Origin of the sequence: Bartonella sp. A05, assembly GCF_026930145.1 — a bacterium.
In the GTDB taxonomy this organism is placed as follows: domain Bacteria; phylum Pseudomonadota; class Alphaproteobacteria; order Rhizobiales; family Rhizobiaceae; genus Bartonella.
Window position 1 is genome coordinate 1 of the sequence record NZ_JANHOJ010000006.1, and the last position, 22586, is coordinate 22586.

Genomic DNA, 22586 nt, shown 5'->3' on the forward strand with positions numbered 1-22586 from the left:
AAGACACGGTAAGTTTCCGCATCAATATAGCAAAATCCTTTGCGTTATTTTTGTTGCGCAAAGAGGTAATAAAAGCGTTATAATGTTCTTATTTCACAAATTGGCTCTTTGTAATTCCTAGCAGAAAATTGGCGTGAAAAGCGTGATAACGCTTGATATTCAAGACTTTAAATAATGATGATATGAAAGATTTCTTATTGAAATAGATGAAATATAGATGACCTTATTATTTCAAAAACAAGCGTTGTTTATTTCTGATTATAGCATCTATCTTCTAAATAGAATTCTAGCTGTGTATTCAGATTTCGAGTAGGGTTTTTGATCGCATATTCAGAAATAGAGGAGGAAATATTTGTTGTTATAATGGTTTATAACAACAATACTTTTGGCCAAAGCTGTATTTTATATATCAACTGTTTAACTATGAGCAAAGGACATTATCAAATTGGCAAATCTCCGCCAAATTGAAAAGCCGTCATTGAATTGGAGCAAAGAGAAAATCATACACTGCAAAAAAACGGAAAATCACTGGACACTTCAACAATCACACCCTCTACAAACAATTATTTAGAGCGATCTTTTGCAATTTTTCCAACAATCTTTATTTCTTGACAACGTATAATGCTTAAGGACTTCCTAAAAGGAATTTTCAATAATAAGCAAATATCTCTTAGACAATTTAGAGTCTCAACAAGGCAACTTTAACCGCTATTCAAATTCTCACTCTTTGAATAAGTTACGTATTCAAAAGAAAACCTATTCTATGGTCTACATTTCTTTACGATACGCTATTTTACGATATCTATCTGCATGCCCAATAGGGGAATTTTGCCACAAAAAGACCTTATCGTATAAAAGCCACTTACCGCACAGAAACAGACCGGCTAGCACTGATAAGACCTTCTCTCTGTGCGCGCTTACGAGCAAGTTTACGTGTACGACGAATAGCTTCAGCCTTTTCACGAGCCCGTTTTTCTGATGGTTTTTCATAATATCCACGCATTTTCATTTCACGGAAAATGCCTTCACGCTGCATCTTTTTTTTCAACGCGCGCAGCGCTTGATCAACATTGTTATCACGAACGAGTACTTGCACGATTTATCCTGCTTTGTTTCAATGTCATACATAAAATAAATAGGTAAAAAACCCGATTCCTTCTAAACTAAAATTAAAAGGATATATATTATGATCGCACATACCACAGAAACAAAGTGTTTGTCTATATTGCTTTTTAAAAACTCTATTCTTTTTACATGAATAGTGTTTTATGATTGATGATTAAGCCTCTACAGGTATGTTTATGAAAGGCCTTTAATTTCATGGTTTGGATCAAGATAAATTTTTTCAGCGATAGGGTGGTGTGGTAATCCAGGCATCGTCATGATGTCTCCGCAAATGACAACGATAAAGCCTGCTCCCGCTGAAAGACGAACTTCTCGTACAGGAATCTCAAAATCAACAGGCGCACCGTATAGTGCTGGATCGGAAGAAAAAGAATAGGGTGTTTTTGCCATACAAATGGGATATGTGCCATAACCTTCTTGTTCCCAGGCCTCAAGCTGTTTTGTAATATGAAATGGGATGATGGCTTCCCGTCCACCATAGATATTTGTTACAATGCATTGGATTTTTTGAATAAGTGGAAGATCTTTTGGGTACAGGACTTTGAAATTAGCTTTTTTTTCTTCAAGTAAGGCAACCAGTTTTTGTGCGAGTTCTACAGCGCCTTTTCCACCTTGTTGCCAATGTTTGCAAAGAATAGCTTTGTATCCGGTTGTTTCAACGATTTTCTGTAATGTGCTTATTTCAGCATCGCTATCACTGTCAAAATGATTAATAGCAACGACGCAGGGAATACCATAGTGTTTCATATTGTTGATATGTCGCAACAGATTCGCTGCGCCTTTTTGTAAAGCTGGGATATTTTCCGTTGTTAAATTATTTTTGGCAACGCCACCATTCATTTTCAAAGCGCGAATTGTTGCGACAATGACTGTGGCATCTGGTGTAATGCCGGCTTGTTGACATTTAATATTGAAAAATTTTTCAGCCCCAAGATCAGCTCCAAATCCTGCTTCAGTAACAACATAGTCTGCGAGTTTTAAAGCTGTTTTGGTTGCGATAACTGAATTACAGCCATGAGCGATATTAGCAAAAGGTCCTCCATGAACTAAAACAGGATTGTTTTCTATTGTTTGTACGAGATTGGGCTGTATTGCATCTTTGAGAAGGGCTGTCATTGCACCTTCTGCTTTGAGATCAGCTACAGTAACAGGTGTTTTATCGTAACGATAGGCGATAATAATCTTTTTGAGTCTTTGTGTTAGATTGTCTAAGTTTTCGGCGAGACAGAAAATGGCCATAATTTCTGATGCAACGGTAATATCAAAGCCTGTTTGACGGGGAAAACCATTGGTTATTCCACCCAATGAAATAACGATATCACGCAATGCACGATCATTCATGTCAAGGACACGTTTCCAAACAATGCGGCGTGGATCAATATTTAGAGTGTTTCCCCAGTAGATGTGATTATCGATCATTGCTGCAAGGAGATTATGCGCGGCTGTAATTGCATGAAAATCACCCGTGAAATGTAAGTTAAGGTCATCCATCGGCACAACTTGCGCATAACCACCACCAGCAGCACCTCCTTTTATGCCAAAACAGGGGCCTAAAGATGGTTCTCTCAAGGTTGCTATTGCTTTTTTACCGATAAGATTAAGTGCGTCATTGAGTCCAACGGTTGTTGTTGTTTTTCCTTCTCCTGCTGGTGTTGGATTGATTGCAGTGACAAGGATGAGTTTACCTTTTGGATTTTTATTGAGCGATTTTATGCATGCAGAGGAAATTTTTGCTTTGTCATGTCCATAAGGAATAAGATCTTCATGGGGAATACCAATTTTTTGCGCAATTTCGGTGATGGGGCGTTTATGAGCAGAGCGTGCAATTTCAATATCTGTTTTAAGCATAGGGAAATTCTTTAAGTTTTGTGATGGTTTGCATTTGTGCTGTTGTATCCTATGGGGATATAAGCGATAAAAAACGATAGAGTATATCACTAAAGACTGATTCAATACACCGCAAGGGGGAGTTTACAGGCAGAATAATAAAGAATTGGTTATCATAGATATTTGTATGGGAACAGACAGATGATGCACAAAAGGCTCAAGACTGTATGTTAAAAAATCGTAGAGCTCAAAAGAGTCTAAAATTCTGCGCAAGCATTCAAAACGTTGAAATTCCATTTAAGAATATGCGCTCAAACTTAAAAAAAAAGAATATATGGCGCACCCGAAGAGATTCGAACTCCTGACCCCCAGATTCGTAGTCTGGTGCTCTATCCAGCTGAGCTACGGGTGCGCATTATTTCAGTCTTTATATATTATACAAGACAATGGGGTTCCTAATCGTTTCGCTTATGAATTGCAAGTAAAAGTTAGTAGGAAATAAAAAAATTGTTTGTTGATGGTGTCACTCTTGTTACGAAAAAACGATCGTATAGTTTGTGTTTCCTTTAATTATGTTAACGGTGAGGATGCAAACGGTGAGGATGCAATATGAATAATAATTAACTTGACGATTTGAACTACGAGATATAGCGAGACGCATGAGATATGTTTTTGCCGCGGGGGTTGAAGATTCACTATCTGCATTTTGGAACTCGGCAATTTCTATTGCAAGCTATTTAAGACAAGTTTGCACTTGATGTGCAATGAGGGTAGATGTATGGGGCTGTTGAAAAAAAAAATTCCATTAGTATTTTTGGTTGTTATTGGTGTAGTTGCTTATTTTAGTTTAAAATACAGCTCAGAAAAAACTGTTTCTGCCGTCAATGAGCCGAATGCATCGCATGAAACTTCAAAGGCGCCGACGGGAAGGCCGCCGGTAAATGTTGTTATTGATCGTGTTAAAATTCAAGATTTTTATGAACAGTTTAACGCTATTGGTAGCGGACGAGCTATTGCAGCAGTGGAGTTAACCCCTTGGTCAGCAGGTATTATTGATAAACTGTTTGTGTCAGCGGGAGAAAAAGTACAAGTCGGTGATGTTATTGCACAGCTTGATTCTAAACAAGAAGAAATCGCCGCTGCAAGAGCAAAGGTACAACGCCACAATAGTGATTTAACGCTTTCGCGTATTCTTAAATTACGCGCGACCAATACGGCAACAAAGGTTCAGGAAATTTCTGCACGTTTAGAATTGGATAATGCGGATTTGATTGTGCGTGATGCTGATTTAGCGCTTGCACGGCGAACGATTCGTGCTCCAATTAGTGGAGTTGTTGGTATTTTACCTATTGATGAAGGAAATTCTGTTAATCTCAATACTGTGATAGGACGTATTGAGAATAGAGAACGCATTTTGATTGATCTATGGGTGCCAGAACGATATGTATCACGCATCCATAAAGGAGATGAAGTTACGGTAACTGTAATAGCACAGCCCGATAAGACTTTTGTGGGTCATGTTTATGCGCTTGATAATACAGTTGATGCAGCAAGTCGGACACTTCACGTTCAAGTTGAAATACCGAATGAAGATTATACACTCATGTCAGGTATGTCTTTTTCAGTTGCTTTTCAATTTCATGGTGGTTCTTTCCCTGTCGTTGATCCTCTTGCCGTGCAATGGAGTAGCAGGGGATCACTTGTATGGCGTGTGAGAGAAGGCAAAGTTGAGTATGTTCCAGTCTCGATTCTTCAACGCAAATCAGATCATGTATTTGTGAGAGCTCCTTTAGAAAATGGTGATCAAATCGTCATTCAAGGAGTGCAAATGCTCTATCCAGGCAGTAGCGTTGTTATTGTTGATGACATCAATCAGCAGCAATTATCAGCTGTTAAGGAGCAAGGTGTATAATGAGTCAAGAGCTTGAGAAAAAGCAATTTATGGCCAAGTCGGAGCAGGGCGGTGCCATAGCATTATTTATTCGTCGACCGGTTTTTACCTTTGTTCTGAATGCCTTGATCGTGATTGCAGGAATTGCAGCATGGATGGGCATTGATACGCGCGAATTGCCAGATGTTGATGTTCCTGTCGTGACTATTTCGACGACTTTCTCCGGTGCATCGGCGGAAATAATTGATCGTGAGATTACCAAAGTTATAGAAGATGCTGTTTCTCATGTTGCGGGAGTTAAAACAGTTTCTTCTACATCTTCTTTTGGTCGTTCCCGTGTGTCGGTTAATTTTCATGTTGGTGTTGATTTAAATGTTGCTGCATCTGATATTCGCGATGCTGTTTCTCGTGTTGCTTATTCTCTTCCAAGAGATGCAGAAACACCTCTTGTTGTTAAAGCAGATGCGAATGCGGCTGCGATGATGTATTTGGTTGTCACTTCACCAACAATGGGCCTTGATGATTTGACAACGGTTGTCAATGATCACATTGTTGATGCGCTTTCTGCTGTTGATGGTGTTGGCGATGTGCAGGTTGATAGTGCTCATACGCAAATTTTTCAGATCGATGTCGATCAAACAAAGCTTGCTAGCTATGGATTAACTGTGGCAGACGTTTCGCGTGTTTTATCTGATATGAGTGCGGATGCACCTGTAGGATCATTACGCAATTCTGAACAGGTCTTAGTTGTACGTGCTACTGCTCGTTTGACAACACCGGAAGCATTTGAACAGGTCGTTTTAAAACCCCATGTTCGTCTTGGAGATGTTGCGCATGTTGCTTTATCGCCTGATATAGAAACAGTTATTCTTCGTGTTAATGGGAAGATGGGGATAGGGTTGGGGATTGTGCGTAAGGCGCAATCCAATACTCTCGATATTTCTAAAGGCGTTCGGGTAACTCTTGATCGTATCAAAAATATTCTTCCTCCTTCTGTGCAGGTAAGTGTTATTAATGATGATGCTATTTTTATTAAGAGCGCTCTTCATGAGGTTGAGATTGCATTAGTCATAGCTATTCTCAGCGTGATTTTGGTTATTTTTCTTTTTCTCAGAGATATTCGTGTGACGCTTATTCCTGCGTTGTCCATTCCTGTCACTTTGATAGGAACAATTGCTGCGATTTATCTTGCAGGTTTTTCATTGAATATTCTCACATTTTTAGGGCTTGTTTTAGCAACCGGGCTTGTTGTCGATGACGCTATTGTTGTTCTTGAAAATATTGTTCGATGGCGCAATATGGGCTTTGGTCCTCATGCGGCAGCAGTATTAGGAACACGGGAAGTATTCTTTGCTGTTGTAGCAACAACATTGACTTTGATCGCTGTCTTTGTGCCTATTTCGTTTCTTCCTGGGCAAGTTGGGGTGCTTTTTAGAGAATTTGGTTTCGTTTTAGCCATTTCTATTTTGCTTTCTTCCGTTGTTGCATTAACTCTTTGTCCTATGCTTGCTTCTCGTTCCCTTCAAGAACAAGATGAAGAAAGAAAGGGAAATACGCATCGTTTTGTTTTTTTGGATAAATTAGGAGATTTTTGTAGCCGGCATTATACGCGTACTTTGCATAAATGTTTGGAACGTCCTTGGACTATTGTATTCGTTTCGCTTGTTTTTTTCTGCTTTTGTATTGGTGGTTATGCGAAACTCCAACAAGAATTAACGCCAGAAGAAGATAGGGCAGCTGTTGCGTTGGTTGTTACAGGGCCGCAGGGTATTTCAACACAATATCTGAATGAACAGGTGGAAAAAATTGAAGCAAGTTTACAACCACTGCGTGATTCTGGTGAGATTGTTAATACTTATTCTATTGCGGGGATAGGTGGTTCTTCTAATACTGCTTTTCTTATCGTGTTGTTGTCATCTTGGGATAAACGCGCACGCAGTCAACAAGAAATTGTAAAAGATATTAATACGCAGCTTAGGCAGTTTCCGGCAGTATTAGCATTTGTTGTACAAGGTAATTCTTTAGGAGTACGGGGAACAGGCCAGGGATTGCAATTTGCAATTCTTGGAGCTGATTACGCACAATTACAATCTACAGCTGATAAGCTTGTTCATGCTTTGCGTGCGGATGCTCATTTTATTCGTCCACGACTTACTGTTGACGCAACACAACCGCAATTTTTTATTGAAATTAATCGAGAAAGAGCGTCTGATTTAGGGATTGATATCACTAATTTGGGCAATACATTGCAAACAATGTTAGATGGGAAAAAAATCGGCTCTGTTTATATGGGTGATCATTCCTATGATGTTAAATTGACATCGCGTAATACCCCTATAGAAAGTCCTGCTGATTTGGAAAATATTTTTCTAAAAAGTAGAAATGAGAAATATATCCCTTTATCGGCGATTGCTGAGTTGCATGAACAAGCTATTGCACCTCAGTTAAAACGAGAAGAACGTATGAAGGCTGTTGTTTTAAGTGCAAATCTTGCTCCAGGTGTTGCTTTAGGAAGTGCTTATCAGACGGTGCAAAAAATTGCTTCTCCTTTATTATCGGAGGGAAATTATCTTATTCCTTTGGGAGAAGCGGCGACACTTGATGAAACATTTTCTCAATTTATGATCGTGTTTGGGATGGCCTTCTTGATTATTTTATTGGTTTTGGCAGCGCAATTTGAAAGTTTTGTTTCGGGCTTCATTATCATTGCTACTGTACCATTGGGGCTTGGTTGCGCGGTGGTTGCTATGCTTTTGAGTGGTGTTAGTCTGAATATTTATAGTCAAATTGGTTTAATTTTATTAATCGGTGTTATGGCTAAAAATGGTATTTTGATTGTTGAATTTGCAGATCAATTACGGGATCAAGGTAAAAGCGTCCGTGAAGCTATAGAAGAAGCTGCGAATATTCGTCTTCGTCCGGTGTGCATGACAATGGTCTGTGCTATTTTAGGAGGAATTCCTTTGGTTTTAGCAACGGGTGCTGGAGCAGAAGCACGTATAGCTTTAGGCTGGGTTATTGTTGGTGGTTTGGGATTGGCGACCATGTGTACCCTTTATGTAACACCGGTTGTTTATCTCTTCTTGGGACGTTTTGTTACATCAAAATCAGAAAAAACCACAAGACTTGCAAGAGAATTGAGCCAAGCTCAATGATTGTTCTGGAATAGGGAGAGCGAGCATTTTTTTGAATGTCTATTGGAAAAATGCTGTGCTCATATAGAAGATATCCTTTTTAATATTTCGTCTCCCTATTCTAACACTGTTTTGTGCTCTTTATGTGCCGTAAAATTGGTTGCAATAAAAGAAGCGCTTTCTGTTTGTGTTGTCCTTGCTGTCTAGATTTCTATAGTCAAGGACTATGGGGGATCGTTTATGGTTCGCAATGAAAAAGCTTTTGAGGCAACTTTGCAAGCCTTAAAAAGGCATGTAGCAAAAGATAGTGTTTGTGATATTCGTCGACATTTTGCGGAAGATGAACAGCGTTTTTCCCGTTTTTCTCTGAGGCTTGATGATTTCCTTTTTGATTTTTCGAAATGTGGCGTGACGTTGAATACGCTACAACTCTTAGATGATCTCGCTATTGCAGCAGATGTGTTGGGTCGGTGTGAAGCGATGTTTTCTGGTCAGATCATTAATACGACTGAAAATCGCTCGGTTCTTCATAGTGCGTTACGGTTATCTGCTGATGAAGTTTTCATGTTGGATGGGCGTGATATTGTTCAAGATATTCATGCTGTTCTTTCTCATATGGAAGAATTCTCTGATATGGTTCGCAATGGTTGCTATAGAGGAAAAAGTGGTGAGAAGATAAGCGATATTGTGAATATTGGGATTGGTGGTTCTGATCTTGGTCCTGCAATGGTTACAAGCGCTTTAAAGCCTTATCATGATGGCCCGCATTGCCACTTTGTTTCTAATGTGGACAGTGCGCATATTACCGATATTCTTGCTGATTTGAATCCGGCAACAACGTTGTTTATCATTGTTTCTAAAACTTTTACTACCGCTGAAACAATAGCGAATGCTCACGTTGCACACCGGTGGATTAGCATGCATTTAGGAGAAGAGGCTGTTCGTACGCATTTTATCGCGGTTTCACAAGCTGTCGATCAAGTGATTGAATTTGGGATAGAACCTTCGAGAATTTTTAGACTTTGGGATTGGATAGGCGGTCGTTATTCAATTTGGTCAGCAGTTGGTCTTGTGGTTATGCTGGCAATAGGTGGTCAAAATTTCCGCCAGTTTCTCAAGGGGTCTCAACAGATGGATCACCATTTTAGGAATGCCCCGTTGCATCAAAATATTCCTATTCGGTTTGCTCTTTTAGGGTTCTGGCATCGTGTTGTTTGTGGTTACTCTTCGCGTGCTGTTGTTCCTTATGCACAACGTCTTGTGCGTTTTCCAGCTTATTTGCAGCAGCTTGATATGGAATCAAATGGCAAGCAGGTTTCTTTGGATGGCAAGCCAATGACATTTTCAAGTTGTCCGGTTGTTTGGGGCGATTCTGGAACAAATGGACAGCACGCGTTTTTTCAGTTTTTGCATCAAGGGACAGATGTTATTCCTGTAGAGTTTATTTTATTTGTAAAAGGACATGAGCCAAATTTACATCATATGCATGATATGCTGGTGGCGAATTGTTTGGCACAGTCAAAGGCTTTGATGAATGGACGCAGTGTTGAAGATGTTCGGCGTACCATGGTAAAAAATGGCATTGATGATCGCGAAACAGATCATTTGGCGATACATAAAAGTTTTAAAGGCAACCGACCAAGCATTATGCTGATTCAGGATTTATTAACCCCTTTCGCGCTGGGGCGTCTTATTGCTCTTTATGAGCATCGTATTTTTGTTGAAGGTGTTTTGATGAATATTAATTCATTTGATCAATGGGGCGTTGAACTGGGTAAAGAATTAGCGAATGAATTGTTATCAGTTATTCGTGGAGAAGATAAAGACGATAACTCTGATAGCTCAACTTTAGGATTATTAGCGCATATTCAAAAGAGGCGTTTGCAATAAAAATATTTGGATAAGCTTATCTTCTTGATAGATTGGCGGAGAGAGAGGGATTTGAACCCCCGATAGAGTTGCCTCTATGCCGCATTTCGAGTGCGGTGCTTTCAACCACTCAGCCATCTCTCCATTATTAAAAAATAATTTTTTGAGTATATTGCGGCTTGATAACCTTCTATTGCTTTTAGTACAACCCCTTTTTGCTTTTTTGTTGACCTTTGTTGACAGAGAACAGAAATTTCGTCATATATGCTTAGGAAGAGTGCGGAGAAATCTGCATATTTTTGTTTGTGTTTGGATAACATTATACTTTTAAAACCCGTTACGACTGATAAAAAGCAGCCTATTTTCCTGTGTTGGTGAAGCATGGATTAAATTAAGAGCTGGATCGAATGGAAGGATAAAAAATGTTCGCAGTCATTAAAACAGGTGGTAAGCAATATCGCGTTGTTGCGAACCAACTGGTAAAAGTTGAGAAGATTATTGGCAGTGCCGGCGATATTGTTGAATTCAATGACATCTTGATGGTTGGTGAAGAAGAAAATACGACCGTGGGTTCTCCTGTTATCACTGATGCTTTGGTTACAGCTGAAATTGTAGAGCAAGGGCGTGCGCGTAAGGTTATCGCATTTAAGAAGCGCCGTCGTCAAAATTCAAAACGCACACGTGGTCATCGTCAAGAAGTTACAACGCTTCGTATTTTAGAAATTTTAACTGGTGGTGCAAAGCCAAAAAAAGCGGCTGCATCAACGAAAGTGAAGGATGTTAAGCCTTCTTCTAAAAAAGCCGCTACAAAAACTGCTGAAGAAAAGGCCACGTCATAGAAGATAGAGGCTGTGAATTAAAGAATAAAAATGATTAAAGGAGAGCATCTATGGCACATAAAAAAGCTGGTGGTTCCTCGCGTAATGGCCGCGATTCAGAATCGAAACGTCTTGGTGTTAAGAAATTTGGTGGTGAAGCTGTTATTGCTGGAAATATTATTGTTCGTCAGCGTGGCACATGTTGGCATCCGGGTGACAATGTTGGCATTGGAAAAGATCATACTCTGTTTGCGCTATCAAATGGCACTGTTTCTTTTCGTAAGAAAGCGCGTAATCGCTCTTATGTTTCAGTTATTCCTATGGCAGAAACAGCGAAATAAGTTGCGTCTTGTTTAGATAATCTGAGGTCTTTTTGATCTTGGTTTTAAAGTTTTCTAATCTTTGAAAAGGAAGAATGGGATACCGTCTTCCTTTTTTTCATCAAATGGCTTTTTATGCTTCATTTTTGAGCATTTTTCTGACTCCTCTTTGATCCTGTATTAATTCATCTCAAACAGAAGTCACTTTCGGTACATTTTCTGCGTTCATATTTACGCTTGGCTATGATGGTTTATAATATACATGGTGTTCTCCTGCATTTTGTTTTCTTCAACAAGTCTTGCCATGGCGCTGACGGGGATAAAATGAACGTATTTTGCATTATAATTCTTTATAGCGTTTTTTACAAACTGCTTTAATTCTTCTCTTATTGTTCCATTCTTATCTTCGTTTATATCTACACCACCATGCTCCAATGCGTGCACTTTTGGCGTTGCTTCATCGATATGAACTGGATATATGCCGTATTCAAATATATCGTTGAATTTAGCTGTGCCTTCTTTTGTGAGTTTTAATTTAGTAAATATTCTTTTTGTATATTCTTGGTTTTTATTCATTATTTTCCCCTCTAAATAAAAGCGTTGAAATATACTGATTTTTATTACTGGAATAACTATATTTTTTTATCAAGTTAATTCATATTGAGCTATTATTCAAATAAATTGATCCAAATTTTTGCATTTTATATGGCTTAAGCATAAATTTATAGTGTTTTTGCTTGCGATTTATTGAATTAATGCGCTGTATTAATTATACAGTAAAACACATTCGTACGGCAGAATATGTTTATTAGAACATATTGTTGAGAATGCTTAATGAAAAAAATATCGACATTGTTAAAGTGTTATCGTTGTATTTTTCTGATTTTTCCCATTAACGGACTTCCTGAGCATTCTATTGAGCTAAAACATGATGGGTTTTAGACATAAAAATATAAATTAATTGGGGATAATTGTATTTTTTCATTTTGTAGCCTTATTTATCTTGTTTGCTACAATTGGGAATCGGTTTTTCTCGGGGAACCTTTGCGTAATTTCAACTGTTAAGAGTTGTGTTTTGGTTTACATATTTTGTTGGGAATGTAAGCCGAGAGTGTTGTTTATTCGGGGGAGTTGGGTGCAGTTTTGAGGTTGCATTTAAGTTTTTTGGCACATTGGGGTGATGATTAGAAGTCTTAAGAAAGCGGGGTAGGTGTGGCAGTTGTTATTATACAATCAGAAAGGAGCAAAAATAGATTGCTCATTATGGGGACATAGGCAGAAATATCACTGAAGTTACGGTTGAATGAGGTGTTATGGTGTCATGTATTGGGAGTGATTACGGTTTATAGCAAATAATTTTTGGTGAAGATGGTATTTTTGTGAGATGTCATCGCGTTTTGTTTTAATCCGCCATATGATGAATTGAGCGCTTTTGGGGAGGATGTTTTTGTGATTATTAAATTTAATCCATAAGGTGGCGTTGTCTACGGATTTTGTCTCAACATTGAGAGAGGCAGAAAGTGGTGCAGTGATAGTTGCAAGAAGTCTATCTGTGCGTAAAGTGAGAATATTATACCACTTACGGGGATGATGTATTTCTGAAAGATTAGCACGCGCGGTTAAGTGGTGTGAATGGGAAATCAGATCTCTTATTTGTGTTATTTAGAGGTTTGCGAAAAGGCTTATTTTTCGCTTAAAGGCGCGTTGAATCATATAAAGTTATAGTTGAGATGATTTCAAAAGGGGGAGGTAGGTTTTTAGAAGGCGGGTAATCGTAGTTCTCATACGTTTGATGATAGGTGGTGACGGCTTTGCGGGTGATTAGATGCGCAAGGATAAGGGCATTTGTTTAAATAAGATAAAGGATAGAAGGGATGCTTTATCGATGATTGTTGTGCTCAATTGATACTGTAGCGGATTCCAATTACTTTAGAGACGCGTTGGGATATATTAAGTGTTCTGATTGATCGTATTTTGTGAAACAAAAGCGCACTGCCTGATTATTTTTTCTAACATTTTATCAATGGGGTTTTGAAAAATTTATGAAAAGCATCTTATCCTTGTTAGATGCGAAGAGGAAAAAGCAATGAATGCGGATTTTTGCGAGAGAGAAATCGTGTCTATGAATTCTGTACAGCTTTCGGCTGCTTTTAATCATAAAAATGATGCGATTTATGCTGCGGCTGAGTTACTTGTGCAGGTGGGGGCAGTTGATAAATATTATTTAGCAAGCATGTTTAAGAGCGGAGTGGTAACCAATACTTGGTTTGGGAATGGTATTGCAATCCTTCATAGGATAGTTGACAGTCATAATTTAGTGATAAAAGATGCTATTGCTGTTGTGCAGATTCCTGCTGGCGTTGAATGGCAGGCTGGAAGCAAAGCCCGTTTGGTTATTGCGATTGTTGTTCGTTCAGGTCATCATATAGATATTTTCAAAAAACTTACGCATCTTTTGTTGGATAAAGAGCGGCTTGAAGTTCTGCTAACAACGACGGATAAACAGAAGATTATCAAAGCTTTATTAGGCCGGTGTGTAAAGAGAGAAAGAACGTTCACGGGTGATCTTTCTGTATGTCGAGAATGGATTTTAGATTATCCAAGTGGTCTCCATGCACGTCCTGCTTCGATTTGGGTTGATTTTGCAAAAAGAGTCCGGAGACCTATTAGAGTGCGTCGTGGACAGTGTACTGCTGATATGAATAATTTTTTTGGTTTATTGCAATTGGCTGCAATGAAGGGTGATGTTTTAGTTTTTTCGACTGATGCTGTCGAAGGAACACAATTGCTTAATGATGCAATTGCTGTTGTTAAAGGAGTCAGCATAAGTGAAAAACATGTGGTGTAAGACATGAAATTGCAAACCAAAGCTCTCCGTGGTTGGTATCGGTATTCAGGGAAAAGAGGCATTTTTGGTGTTCGAGCAAGTCCGGGATTAGCGATAGGCAGAATTTTTGTTTTAAAACGGGATAATCTTTCCATAATAGATCAGCCTGTCAGTTTTTCGACAGGTGCTGCATGTCTTGCAAATGCTCTAACAAAAACAAAGCATACAATGGTATCAATCATTGATGATATAACGATTCGTATGGGAGCTGATTCTGCGGCGATTTTTTCTGCGCAAATGGTTTTTCTTGAGGATGAAACTTTGATTGATCAAGTTTATCGTTTTATGGCGGAAGGTCATGGCGTTGCTTGGTCTTGGAATAGAGCTGTCCAACAGTTTGCCGAGATGTTTTCTCAGATGGATAATCCTCTATTCGCAGCGCGTTCTGCTGATTTAATTGATATAGGACGTCGTGTTTTAGGTGAAATTAATCCATCTTATAGAGCGTTTGTTTTTGATGACCTTCCTCATGATATTGTTCTTTTCACAGACGATTTATCACCCTCTGATATAACGCAGCTTGACAGTACAAAAGTTCTGGGATTGGTTACAGCATTGGGAACGCCGATGTCTCATGCAGCTATTTTAGCGCGTACACTTGGTATTCCTATGGTTGTTGCAGCTGGCGTCGATATTTTAGAACTTGAGAGCGACATTCAGGCTATTATTGATGGTTATAATGGTTCTATTTATCTTAATCCTCCTTCTTTAGATATTGAAAATGCTAAAAAACAGATCAGAATTTTTGCACGAAAGCGTGACGGTGAGGTTCGTTTACGTGGATTGCCATTACAAACAATCGACGGTCAAACGATTCATATTATGGCTAATGTCAATTATGCAAATCAGGTTTCTCTTGCGGTTGATTTAGGTGCTGAAGGTGTTGGACTCATGCGTACGGAATTTGTGTTTTTGGATAGTCCACAAATTCCAAGTGAAAATATACAATTTGATATATACCGTGCGATGATTTCAGCTGTAGGCGATAAGCCATTGATTATTCGTTTATTTGATTTTGGTAGCGATAAGAAAATTGCACATCTTCATTTATCTAAAGAGGATAATTCTTTTTTAGGTGTTCGAGGAACACGACTTTTATTGCGTCGGCGCGACCTTTTGATTCCCCAGTTGCGTGCTCTGTATCGGGCAGCAAAAGAAGGTGGAAATCCATGGATTATGTTTCCGATGGTTCGATCTGTTTCAGAAATTTTTGCTATGAAAAAGATTGCAGAAGAAGTTCGCAATGACGTTGGTGCGCCAAAATTGCAACTTGGTATTATGATTGAAGTTCCGGCGGCAGCTGTTATGGCAGATACTTTAAGCGCTCATGTTGATTTTTTTTCTATTGGAACCAATGACTTAGTTCAGTATACAATGGCTGTTGATCGGCAAGATCTTCATCTTGTTTCTGACGCTGATAGCCTTGATCCGGCAGTTTTGCGTATGATCCATAAGACTATTAGGGGAGCAGCAAAACATAAACGCTGGGTTGGTGTGTGTGGTGGCATTGCTGGTGATCCGTTTGCTGCGATGATTTTGACGGGATTAGGGGTTCGTGATCTTTCTATGACAGCATGTGATATTCCGTCGGTAAAAGCATGTTTGCGTGCTCATCGTTTTGCAGATATGAAAATGTTAGCAGAAAAAGCATTGCAGTGTGAGACAGCACGAGCGGTACATGCCCTTAGAGGTGATGTAAGATAACGCATTTCAAAAGAGGAATTATGATAGTTCATTTATAAATAATAATTCCTAAAAATTATGTTGTGGTTTAGGTTATTATGTACGTGCATTATTGTACATGATGATACAGGTGCACAATTATATGTGCGCACCGCATTTTCGTGTATGCTCAATGCCTTAATATTGAAAGTAAGATTGGTGGATATGCTACCTTTTCTGATTTCAGTCGTGATATATGATTATTCTGCTACTTTTGAATAGATTTTTGTGGCCTATTAATTTCTTTTACGGAGCATGATCTACAAGGGGAAAAAGCTGCGTTGGTTAAAATGTAGTGATTTCTAGCGTTGAATGAGGGGAAATAGAGCACTGTAGGGGATAAATATTTTCTGTTGTGAGAGAACATTTATTGCTTTTATTGCTAGTATGACAAGAGAAACTATTTTTGTTGTTTGTTCAGCTTTTATTATGGAAACCTTAGCCCTTATTATGGGAACAATTTTGCTCGCAATTATTCTGAATTTTATATGACTTGTTTATTTTTAATGCTGTTCATGACAAAAGGTTGTTTTTTGTGTTTTTAGTGTAGAGTTTATGCTTGCGCGCTTTTTTTTTCTGCGTATAGTGCAAAGCTCTGGAGAGGTGGCCGAGTGGTTGAAGGCGCACGCCTGGAACGCGTGTATGCGGGAAACCGTATCGAGGGTTCGAATCCCTCTCTCTCCGCCATTGACTTAAAACAAACTTTCATATGTGCCAGACGGCATAATGTTCAAAGCCCAGCATTTGCGGGCTTTTTTGATATTTGCAATTGACTTGCTCTCTATAAAAACACCCCGTTTTTCTCTAATTTTTCGCCTATATATGACCCTTTCCTGAACAACACCGTACTTGGAAAAGCGACGTACGGAGATTTTAGTCATGTAAAATTAATGAGTTAGCAATTGACCAAGTTTGTACCAGTCTATGGGTAGTATTGTTTACTGATTAATATCACAGATCCAATCATTAAGATCACAATTTGTATCTTGGCGGATCGTTAAAATTGGCTGATATTCATGCGCTTTGTTCTTGTAAGGAATTGGTTCTTCTTCAAGACCGAAGCGACTTACTCAAAAAAGCATCTTATTATAGCTCTCTAATCTCTCTATTATTACATCATAATTTTCTAAAAAATAATCTTGCAGCTTTGTAAAAATCATATTTTCAAAATATATGTAGAGTTTATTGATTATCTTAACAATAATATTATCGAATATCTTATTAATAATGTATAAGAGAAAAGGGCTCAAAATGCTATAGAGGCGTTTTTTTTTGGTTTTAGAAGACTTTGACGTAACCGTTTTAAGCCAATCAGCAATGATGGTTTTGGCACTATCTTTCGCTGATACCTTACTAGACGCGTCAACGCTGAGCACATCGTCAAGTTCAATGAGCTTGGATTTATGTCTGCTATGCTGATTTTTATGAAATGTTTGGAATGACTGTAATGCTTTCGTTGTGTCTATAAGGCTTTCAGTAACTTGTAAATCCTGTAAACCAATCAATGCGTGGCCTTTTGTTTTGAGTGCATTGATTTTAGCCTGACCTACATTGTCTATTGAAGGCAGCAGCAAAATTGCAGGATTATCAAGGCAAAGCAAGTGATTGATTATAGTGTCAAGGTCTCCGTCATAAGTATCAATTCCGAAAAAGATTGGATAACGAATAGTGCCTCGAGGAATATAATGTCCGACTCTTATGCAGCTTGCGCACTCATCAATGGTCTGAACATCTTTGAAAACAGATGCTTCTTTCATGAGGTCGGCAATGAAACCAGCAATCTTTTTCAGATTTAAAGTATATAAGCATCTGTCGTTATTCGAAATTGGCAGATCTGGACAAGTAGAGGATTTATCATTGCATATGGCTAAAAGTTGGCCATTAGGCATTTTACGGACGCGTCTTCCGCCAGCATAACCACAATCGCAATGCAGATTCTCATCAATATGTATTGTTTTTTGAAACCACGATTTGATTATTTCGGTATCGCCAAAATGCTTTTTCAGAAATGCATAGTTATGCTCATGCCGAGGTAGTTTTGCGAGCTTGTTCCACATATATTACTATATCTTCTGTGTTGGGATTCTTGGAGCGACCAATTGCTGTTCGTTGATCCAGTCCTCAATAATAAGGCTATCTTCGTCTCTGCCAAATGTGGCTTGGTTCCCTGAATGAATACCAATTTTGCGAGGTTGATTACTCCCCTCAAATAGGATACTGAATTTTGCGTAACTTATCTTTGCCTTGGGTGTGCTTTTGGAACCATTCTTCCTAATTAAGGTGCTTAGCAAATTTCCAGACTTTCTAATTTCAGTCTCACCATCCCAGTCATATTGCACTTCAACGAGTGTCACGGTTTCAATGCCGTTTACAGAAACAAAATTATGAGCAGGAGATTGGATTTCGCGCAGCTTATCAAGTGAGAAAATCTTCATTTCATTAAAATAAGCTTCATTGCCGAATATATGTTTTCCAATACAATACAGATATTTAGGTAATTGACCTTTTTTGCCATCAGTTCGAACACTAATATCATCGCTATTACAGTTGTAAATTAGCAAATCATGGCATTGAGGATTATAGAAGATACTTTCCGTTTCACCATCTTTCATCTTCAGTTCTCGCTTGAGTGGTTTACCGTATTTGATGACGATGCTGACACGATGCCCCCGCGGAAACATGTAAACTCGACAATTTCTCAAACGATTGTTCTCTGCAAACCAGTCATCTAGTTCAGACTGTAGCGCTGTAATAGTATCGTCTGTAACTTCTGGAAATGTTCTTTTCTGACCGTGAGCGCCCCAGTAAAAGTTAAACCCTCTATAATTCTTAACCAATGATCGCGCATATTGAATATGAAAAAGATCTTCGTGGTTTAGGAAGCAATAAAGAGCAATATCCGCTGGCGAGCTATTGGGCTGGTCCTTAAGCTTAATGCCTTGTTTATTAGCTGCCAACAAAAGAGAGTCCATTGCATTTTGACTGGACATTTCCGTTATGAGCTGCAGCGCTTCCATTAGTTCATTTGTTTCATCAAGATCCTGAATTTTTTCATTGGGCTGCATAAATGCTTTTGTGATTTCTTCAAAATTAAGCCCTCCGTTTTCAAGATTGATATCATGTGCCTTAAAAAAGCTTGGAAACCCCTTGAAGAGCTGAATAAGCAGTTTTGTGTCCAGTTTTCCTAAGCTATCTACATCTGTGAATACTTTTGGATTATATCGCGACATCGCCAATCTCCTGTTTCGTCGTTACAGGGTTGGCCTCGGTGTTAGCACCCGAGCAGATGCGTAAGACCTCCCCAATGATTTTAAGTTCATCCTGTTGTCTTATAATGATGGATTTTCGTTTCTGATTTTCAGAATGTAGCTTAATATGCTTATACTTCCCTGCAATACTCAGTCGCTTGAACTTCTCGAACATATTAGACGCTTTTCCGCCCAATTCCACAGAAAATCCCTGCATCGTAGGTGATATGCTCTCACGGTCCGTTTCGAGCGTTCAATGGTCTGTAAAAGCATATTCTATGTGCTTGTCAGTTGCTCCATAGCGTCCTTTTTAATTTTCGTTAACGAGCTTTATTAAATGAGATTTATGAAGTGCACAAGCCCAATTTGATACAATGCACAGCATTGATTGAATCGACAATTTTTCAATTATTTCAGTAAGTAACTCCTTGAGTGACGCAATAATTCTTAAGGAGGTTTGCTATGTCTTTACTTTCCACAAATCTTATAAATGAGCGAGATCGCCGCATTGAAGTACCCGTTTGCTGGCTCTTGGCATTTTGCGTCGCAAAATTCGGCTGATCAGTCAGAAAAAAGCAACAGATCCCTCGCATTCATTGGACTTCAGAGTTTTTCCAAGCGTTCATGTCTATGATGAAGAATCAAAAAACCAACGAGTTTCAAATGAGTCATGAAAATCAAAACGCCTCTGATCATAAGCAGACGCAATTCAAGATAGGTCAATTACCTGCTGACTTTGTGTCGGATAAACATAGGCAGAAGGAGGTCATCCATATCATAGCTTGGGTTGGCAAAGGCCACACTTCAAACTGAAGAAAAAGCAGATACACAGGAGGGAACGAATGGATAAAACACCGTATTCAAGAATATGCTTTCCAAGAAAATCAAGACTTTATTATTTTTACTAAAAATTTAGTAAAACCTAAAGGTGGTCGTCCAACTCTAGAATATCATATTACTTTAGACATGGCAAAAGAGCTTTCCATGAGCATAATGAGAAGGGAAGACAAGCGCGCCGATATTTCATTGAGTGCGAGAAGAGGTTAAAAAATCAATTAACTCATTGTGATTGCGACACACGATTTGATTTACCAAGTGATTGGAATGATATGAAATCTGCTGAAAAGGCTATGTATTGTTTAGGTCCTCTCTATGTATGCCTTGTTGAAGCCTTTAAGTTAGAAGCAGAAAACAAAAATTATAAAGCACTTATCGAAAAAGCCAAACGCATTTTAACAAACTCTGTTGTAAAACTGCTTAGCTTCTTTGCAAAATTTACCTTCCCCGCCTTTCGTGGGGAACCAACGCATAACCAACGCCCATATGAGAAACGCAACCCAAATAAATGGCGCAAAATAAACGCGTTATTATGGTTTTTCGCGGTTATTATAGTCTTTCAATGCAATCGCACTCTTTTAACATTGATTTTCATAAAACTATTAAAACGCTGCTTAACGCTTACTTTAGAGTATCCGCATTGTGTGCAATTTCAGTTTTTGGATATTTTATAAAGCACAAATGTTTTCTATAAAGTTATTTTAAGATTGTTTATTTACGGATAAATATTTTACCATTATAAAAAGTTTGCGGTGAATACTTACAATCGCTTGAGGATACAGAAGAGCAATGCAGAAAAAAAAATGCGAAACAGATGATAATCGTAACAATTATTTGAAATATCTTTTAGAAAAAAGTCCTTCCGGTTATATTAAGCTTCTTAGAGAAGTTTTGCCTCTTCAAGTGAATAGTAAGGAGTATAATATTTATTTAAAAGAAGATATACGCTTTTTAGTAGAGGAGGTTATGCAAACTTCTGAGGATACATTAGAACATCTAGCGGAAAAATGTCCCTCGGATTATATTTACATGCTTAGTCAGATTTTGTTTTTGCAAAAGACTGGCAGGGGGTATAACTTTTTTTTAGTAGAGCGTATTATTCAGGCTTCTACAGTTAAGTTAAAATATCTAGCGGAAAAATGTCCCTCAGATTATATTTATCTATTTAGAAAAGCTTTATCCTATTACGTGAGTGATGAGCAGTATAATAAGACTTTTACAAAGGATATCCTTAATGCTGTCTGTTTAGAAACTTTATTGGAAAAAAGTCCGTCTAGTTTTGCTGATTTTGTTGGGGAGTTTTTGTCTCTTCAAGTTACTGAAAATCAGAATGATATTGATTTCATACAAGACGTTATAAAAAAAATTTTAATGATGCGTCCGTAAGAGATTTTTCAAAAAAATACATTATTTAGAAACTGTTTGTCATGATCTTTTTTAAATTTAGCACTCATTTTAGTTTTGTTGGAAAACTTAATAAACCGTCTAAAGGAGTAAAAAGTTAATCAGATATGCTGGGGTACACATGATCTCGGTGGGAGATAATTATAATTCACAAAAAAGTGAACTGTGTAAGATAGAAGTTCATCTGGATGAGATAGAAGATAGTCTAGATAAAATAGAGAAACGTTTGGATAAGCTAAAAGGTAAGCTGTATAAGTCAATAAAAGATCAATGTCGTGCTATAGTAGATGAATTATGTAACATAGGAAGTAAACTGGAAGGTATAGAAGGTAAACTGTGTAATATAGGAGATCAAGCGGATGAGCTAAAAAGTAAATTTCTTGATTTAAAAGATAAGCTCTCTGGGCTAAACGTGCAAAAGAATTCTCTAGAAACTAAAGTGCATAATATAGAAAAGAGACGATATGATGTGGTAGAAGATAAGTTGCTGGAGTTGGAAGATCTATTTCAGAAGTTAGAAAATAGAAAGTTTTTTCGTATATTAGATACAGCGGAGAAATATTATCAATGGCTGAAGAGATTTGTGTTATCGCTTCTAGCATTTTTAAGTTTTGTTGCGGGAGTATACAGCTGTTGGGAAGCAATTTTAAGTATTTGGGAAGCAATTAAACTCAAATTCCTGAGTAATTAGATCAATCTTTTTTATCTAACCATGAAAGAGACGAAAATTCAGCACACAAGCCAACATATTCTTCATCTTCTTGCGATCATAAAACACGATAGATATAATGATTATTGTTCATGCCTTGTTTCCTCTCTGGCGCTTAAGTATCATTAATGACAGTAGCAATTCTTTTTATTAATCTATCAGCAATTTTCAGACTACCAATAAATAGTATGGCTAGAGCGCTGGTTTCATTATAATGATTCATTTGTAATTATCGGAGGAAAGAAACAAGCAACCAATATCAGCACAAGCATGCATATATGTATATAATTTTTTAAAAGCTTGTTATGTGGTCCAATTGTGCCATATAATGAAAAATAACTGTGAGGCCGAGTTATGAATGTAGAAGCAGATTCAAAAGATGTTGTGCGTGCACGAATAGATAAGAATTTAAAGAAAGAAGCCAATGCGATATTAGCAACTATGGGACTGACGGTATCTGATTTTGTGCGGATTACTTTAACTAAAGTGGTAAGTGAGCAGGGATTACCATTTGATATGCATGTTCCTAACCGGTTAACGGCTGAAACTCTGAACAAGAGTGAAAAAGGTGAAGATGTGTACGTTGCAAAAAATATGAAGGATTTATTTCGTGATTTGGGGATCTAATGTTTGAAATAATTCGTTCTAATCAATTTAAACGAGACATTAAAATTATTAAAAGACGTGGCAAGGATTTAGAGTAAATCAAAAAAGTAATGCAGTTACTTATAGAGAGGAAGCCTTTGCCTTTACATTATATAAAGATCACCCTCTGAAAGGGAATTGGAGCAATTT

13 protein-coding genes, 3 tRNA genes and 3 pseudogenes are annotated in these 22586 nt (G+C 38.0%); 11 read left to right on the plus strand and 8 right to left on the minus strand.

Annotation, left to right across the window (positions count from 1 at the left end):
• Nucleotides 1-862: 862 nt before the first annotated feature.
• The 3 genes from rpsU to NPX98_RS06040 all read right to left on the minus strand — a co-directional run bounded on the left by rpsU (nt 863) and on the right by NPX98_RS06040 (nt 3364).
• A complete protein-coding gene (gene rpsU / locus NPX98_RS06030) occupies nt 863-1096 on the minus strand; it encodes a 30S ribosomal protein S21 (RefSeq protein ID WP_269023255.1) in 234 nt (77 codons plus the stop codon).
• 203 nt (nt 1097-1299) lie between these two features.
• Nucleotides 1300-2973 (minus strand): formate--tetrahydrofolate ligase, encoded by a 1674-nt coding sequence (locus NPX98_RS06035; protein ID WP_269023256.1) that lies wholly within the window; start codon nt 2971-2973, stop codon nt 1300-1302.
• Between the two features lie 314 nt (nt 2974-3287).
• Nucleotides 3288-3364: transfer RNA gene (locus NPX98_RS06040), tRNA-Arg, on the minus strand.
• 366 nt (nt 3365-3730) lie between these two features.
• Between NPX98_RS06040 and NPX98_RS06045 the strand changes: the two genes are divergently transcribed.
• The 3 genes from NPX98_RS06045 (at nt 3731) to pgi (ending at nt 9867) form a co-directional block, all read left to right on the plus strand.
• On the plus strand, nt 3731-4864 hold the full coding sequence (locus NPX98_RS06045; protein ID WP_269023257.1) for an efflux RND transporter periplasmic adaptor subunit: 1134 nt from the start codon (nt 3731-3733) through the stop codon (nt 4862-4864).
• Nucleotides 4864-7998 (plus strand): efflux RND transporter permease subunit, encoded by a 3135-nt coding sequence (locus tag NPX98_RS06050; RefSeq protein ID WP_269023258.1) that lies wholly within the window; start codon nt 4864-4866, stop codon nt 7996-7998. Before NPX98_RS06045 ends, NPX98_RS06050 begins: the two co-directional genes overlap by 1 nt.
• A gap of 219 nt (nt 7999-8217) precedes the next feature.
• Nucleotides 8218-9867, plus strand: coding sequence for a glucose-6-phosphate isomerase (gene pgi / locus NPX98_RS06055; RefSeq protein ID WP_269023259.1), 1650 nt, complete (start codon nt 8218-8220; stop codon nt 9865-9867).
• A gap of 33 nt (nt 9868-9900) precedes the next feature.
• Here the strand turns inward: pgi and NPX98_RS06060 are convergent.
• Nucleotides 9901-9990 (minus strand) — tRNA-Ser (locus NPX98_RS06060).
• A 278-nt stretch (nt 9991-10268) separates the two neighbouring features.
• On the opposite strand from NPX98_RS06060, the gene rplU reads away from it, so the two are divergent.
• Nucleotides 10269-10685, plus strand: coding sequence for a 50S ribosomal protein L21 (gene rplU / locus NPX98_RS06065; RefSeq protein WP_269023260.1), 417 nt, complete (start codon nt 10269-10271; stop codon nt 10683-10685).
• Between the two features lie 50 nt (nt 10686-10735).
• Nucleotides 10736-11005, plus strand: a complete 270-nt coding sequence (rpmA, locus tag NPX98_RS06070) for a 50S ribosomal protein L27 (protein ID WP_269023261.1) — start codon at nt 10736-10738, stop codon at nt 11003-11005.
• Between the two features lie 210 nt (nt 11006-11215).
• Here the strand turns inward: rpmA and NPX98_RS06075 are convergent, their stop codons facing one another.
• Nucleotides 11216-11560, minus strand: a complete 345-nt coding sequence (locus NPX98_RS06075; protein ID WP_269023262.1) for a hypothetical protein — start codon at nt 11558-11560, stop codon at nt 11216-11218.
• Nucleotides 11561-13070: 1510 nt separating this feature from the next.
• Here NPX98_RS06075 and ptsP point away from each other — a divergent pair.
• Together ptsP and NPX98_RS06085 are read left to right on the plus strand one after the other, a co-directional pair.
• Nucleotides 13071-15575 (plus strand): annotated as a pseudogene (gene ptsP / locus NPX98_RS06080) (phosphoenolpyruvate--protein phosphotransferase).
• 615 nt (nt 15576-16190) lie between these two features.
• Nucleotides 16191-16280 (plus strand) — tRNA-Ser (locus NPX98_RS06085).
• A gap of 383 nt (nt 16281-16663) precedes the next feature.
• Here NPX98_RS06085 and NPX98_RS06090 read toward each other — a convergent pair.
• Together NPX98_RS06090 and NPX98_RS06095 are read right to left on the minus strand one after the other, a co-directional pair.
• A complete protein-coding gene (locus NPX98_RS06090) occupies nt 16664-17482 on the minus strand; it encodes a hypothetical protein (protein WP_269023263.1) in 819 nt (272 codons plus the stop codon).
• 174 nt (nt 17483-17656) lie between these two features.
• Nucleotides 17657-18823, minus strand: a complete 1167-nt coding sequence (locus tag NPX98_RS06095) for a hypothetical protein (protein WP_269023264.1) — start codon at nt 18821-18823, stop codon at nt 17657-17659.
• An 858-nt stretch (nt 18824-19681) separates the two neighbouring features.
• Between NPX98_RS06095 and NPX98_RS06100 the strand changes: the two are divergent.
• The 3 genes and pseudogenes from NPX98_RS06100 to NPX98_RS06110 all read left to right on the plus strand — a co-directional run.
• Nucleotides 19682-20094 (plus strand): annotated as a pseudogene (locus NPX98_RS06100) (antA/AntB antirepressor family protein); the annotation flags it as partial.
• A gap of 373 nt (nt 20095-20467) precedes the next feature.
• A complete protein-coding gene (locus NPX98_RS06105) occupies nt 20468-21064 on the plus strand; it encodes a hypothetical protein (protein WP_269023265.1) in 597 nt (198 codons plus the stop codon).
• A gap of 139 nt (nt 21065-21203) precedes the next feature.
• On the plus strand, nt 21204-21773 hold the full coding sequence (locus tag NPX98_RS06110) for a hypothetical protein (protein WP_269023266.1): 570 nt from the start codon (nt 21204-21206) through the stop codon (nt 21771-21773).
• A gap of 13 nt (nt 21774-21786) precedes the next feature.
• Here the strand turns inward: NPX98_RS06110 and NPX98_RS06640 are convergent.
• A pseudogene (locus tag NPX98_RS06640) lies at nt 21787-21885 on the minus strand (toxin-antitoxin system HicB family antitoxin); the annotation flags it as partial.
• Nucleotides 21886-22145: 260 nt separating this feature from the next.
• On the opposite strand from NPX98_RS06640, the gene NPX98_RS06115 reads away from it, so the two are divergent.
• Entirely contained in the window at nt 22146-22418 is a 273-nt protein-coding gene (locus NPX98_RS06115) for a type II toxin-antitoxin system RelB/DinJ family antitoxin (protein WP_269023267.1), read from the plus strand.
• The last annotated feature ends 168 nt before the right edge of the window (nt 22419-22586 follow it).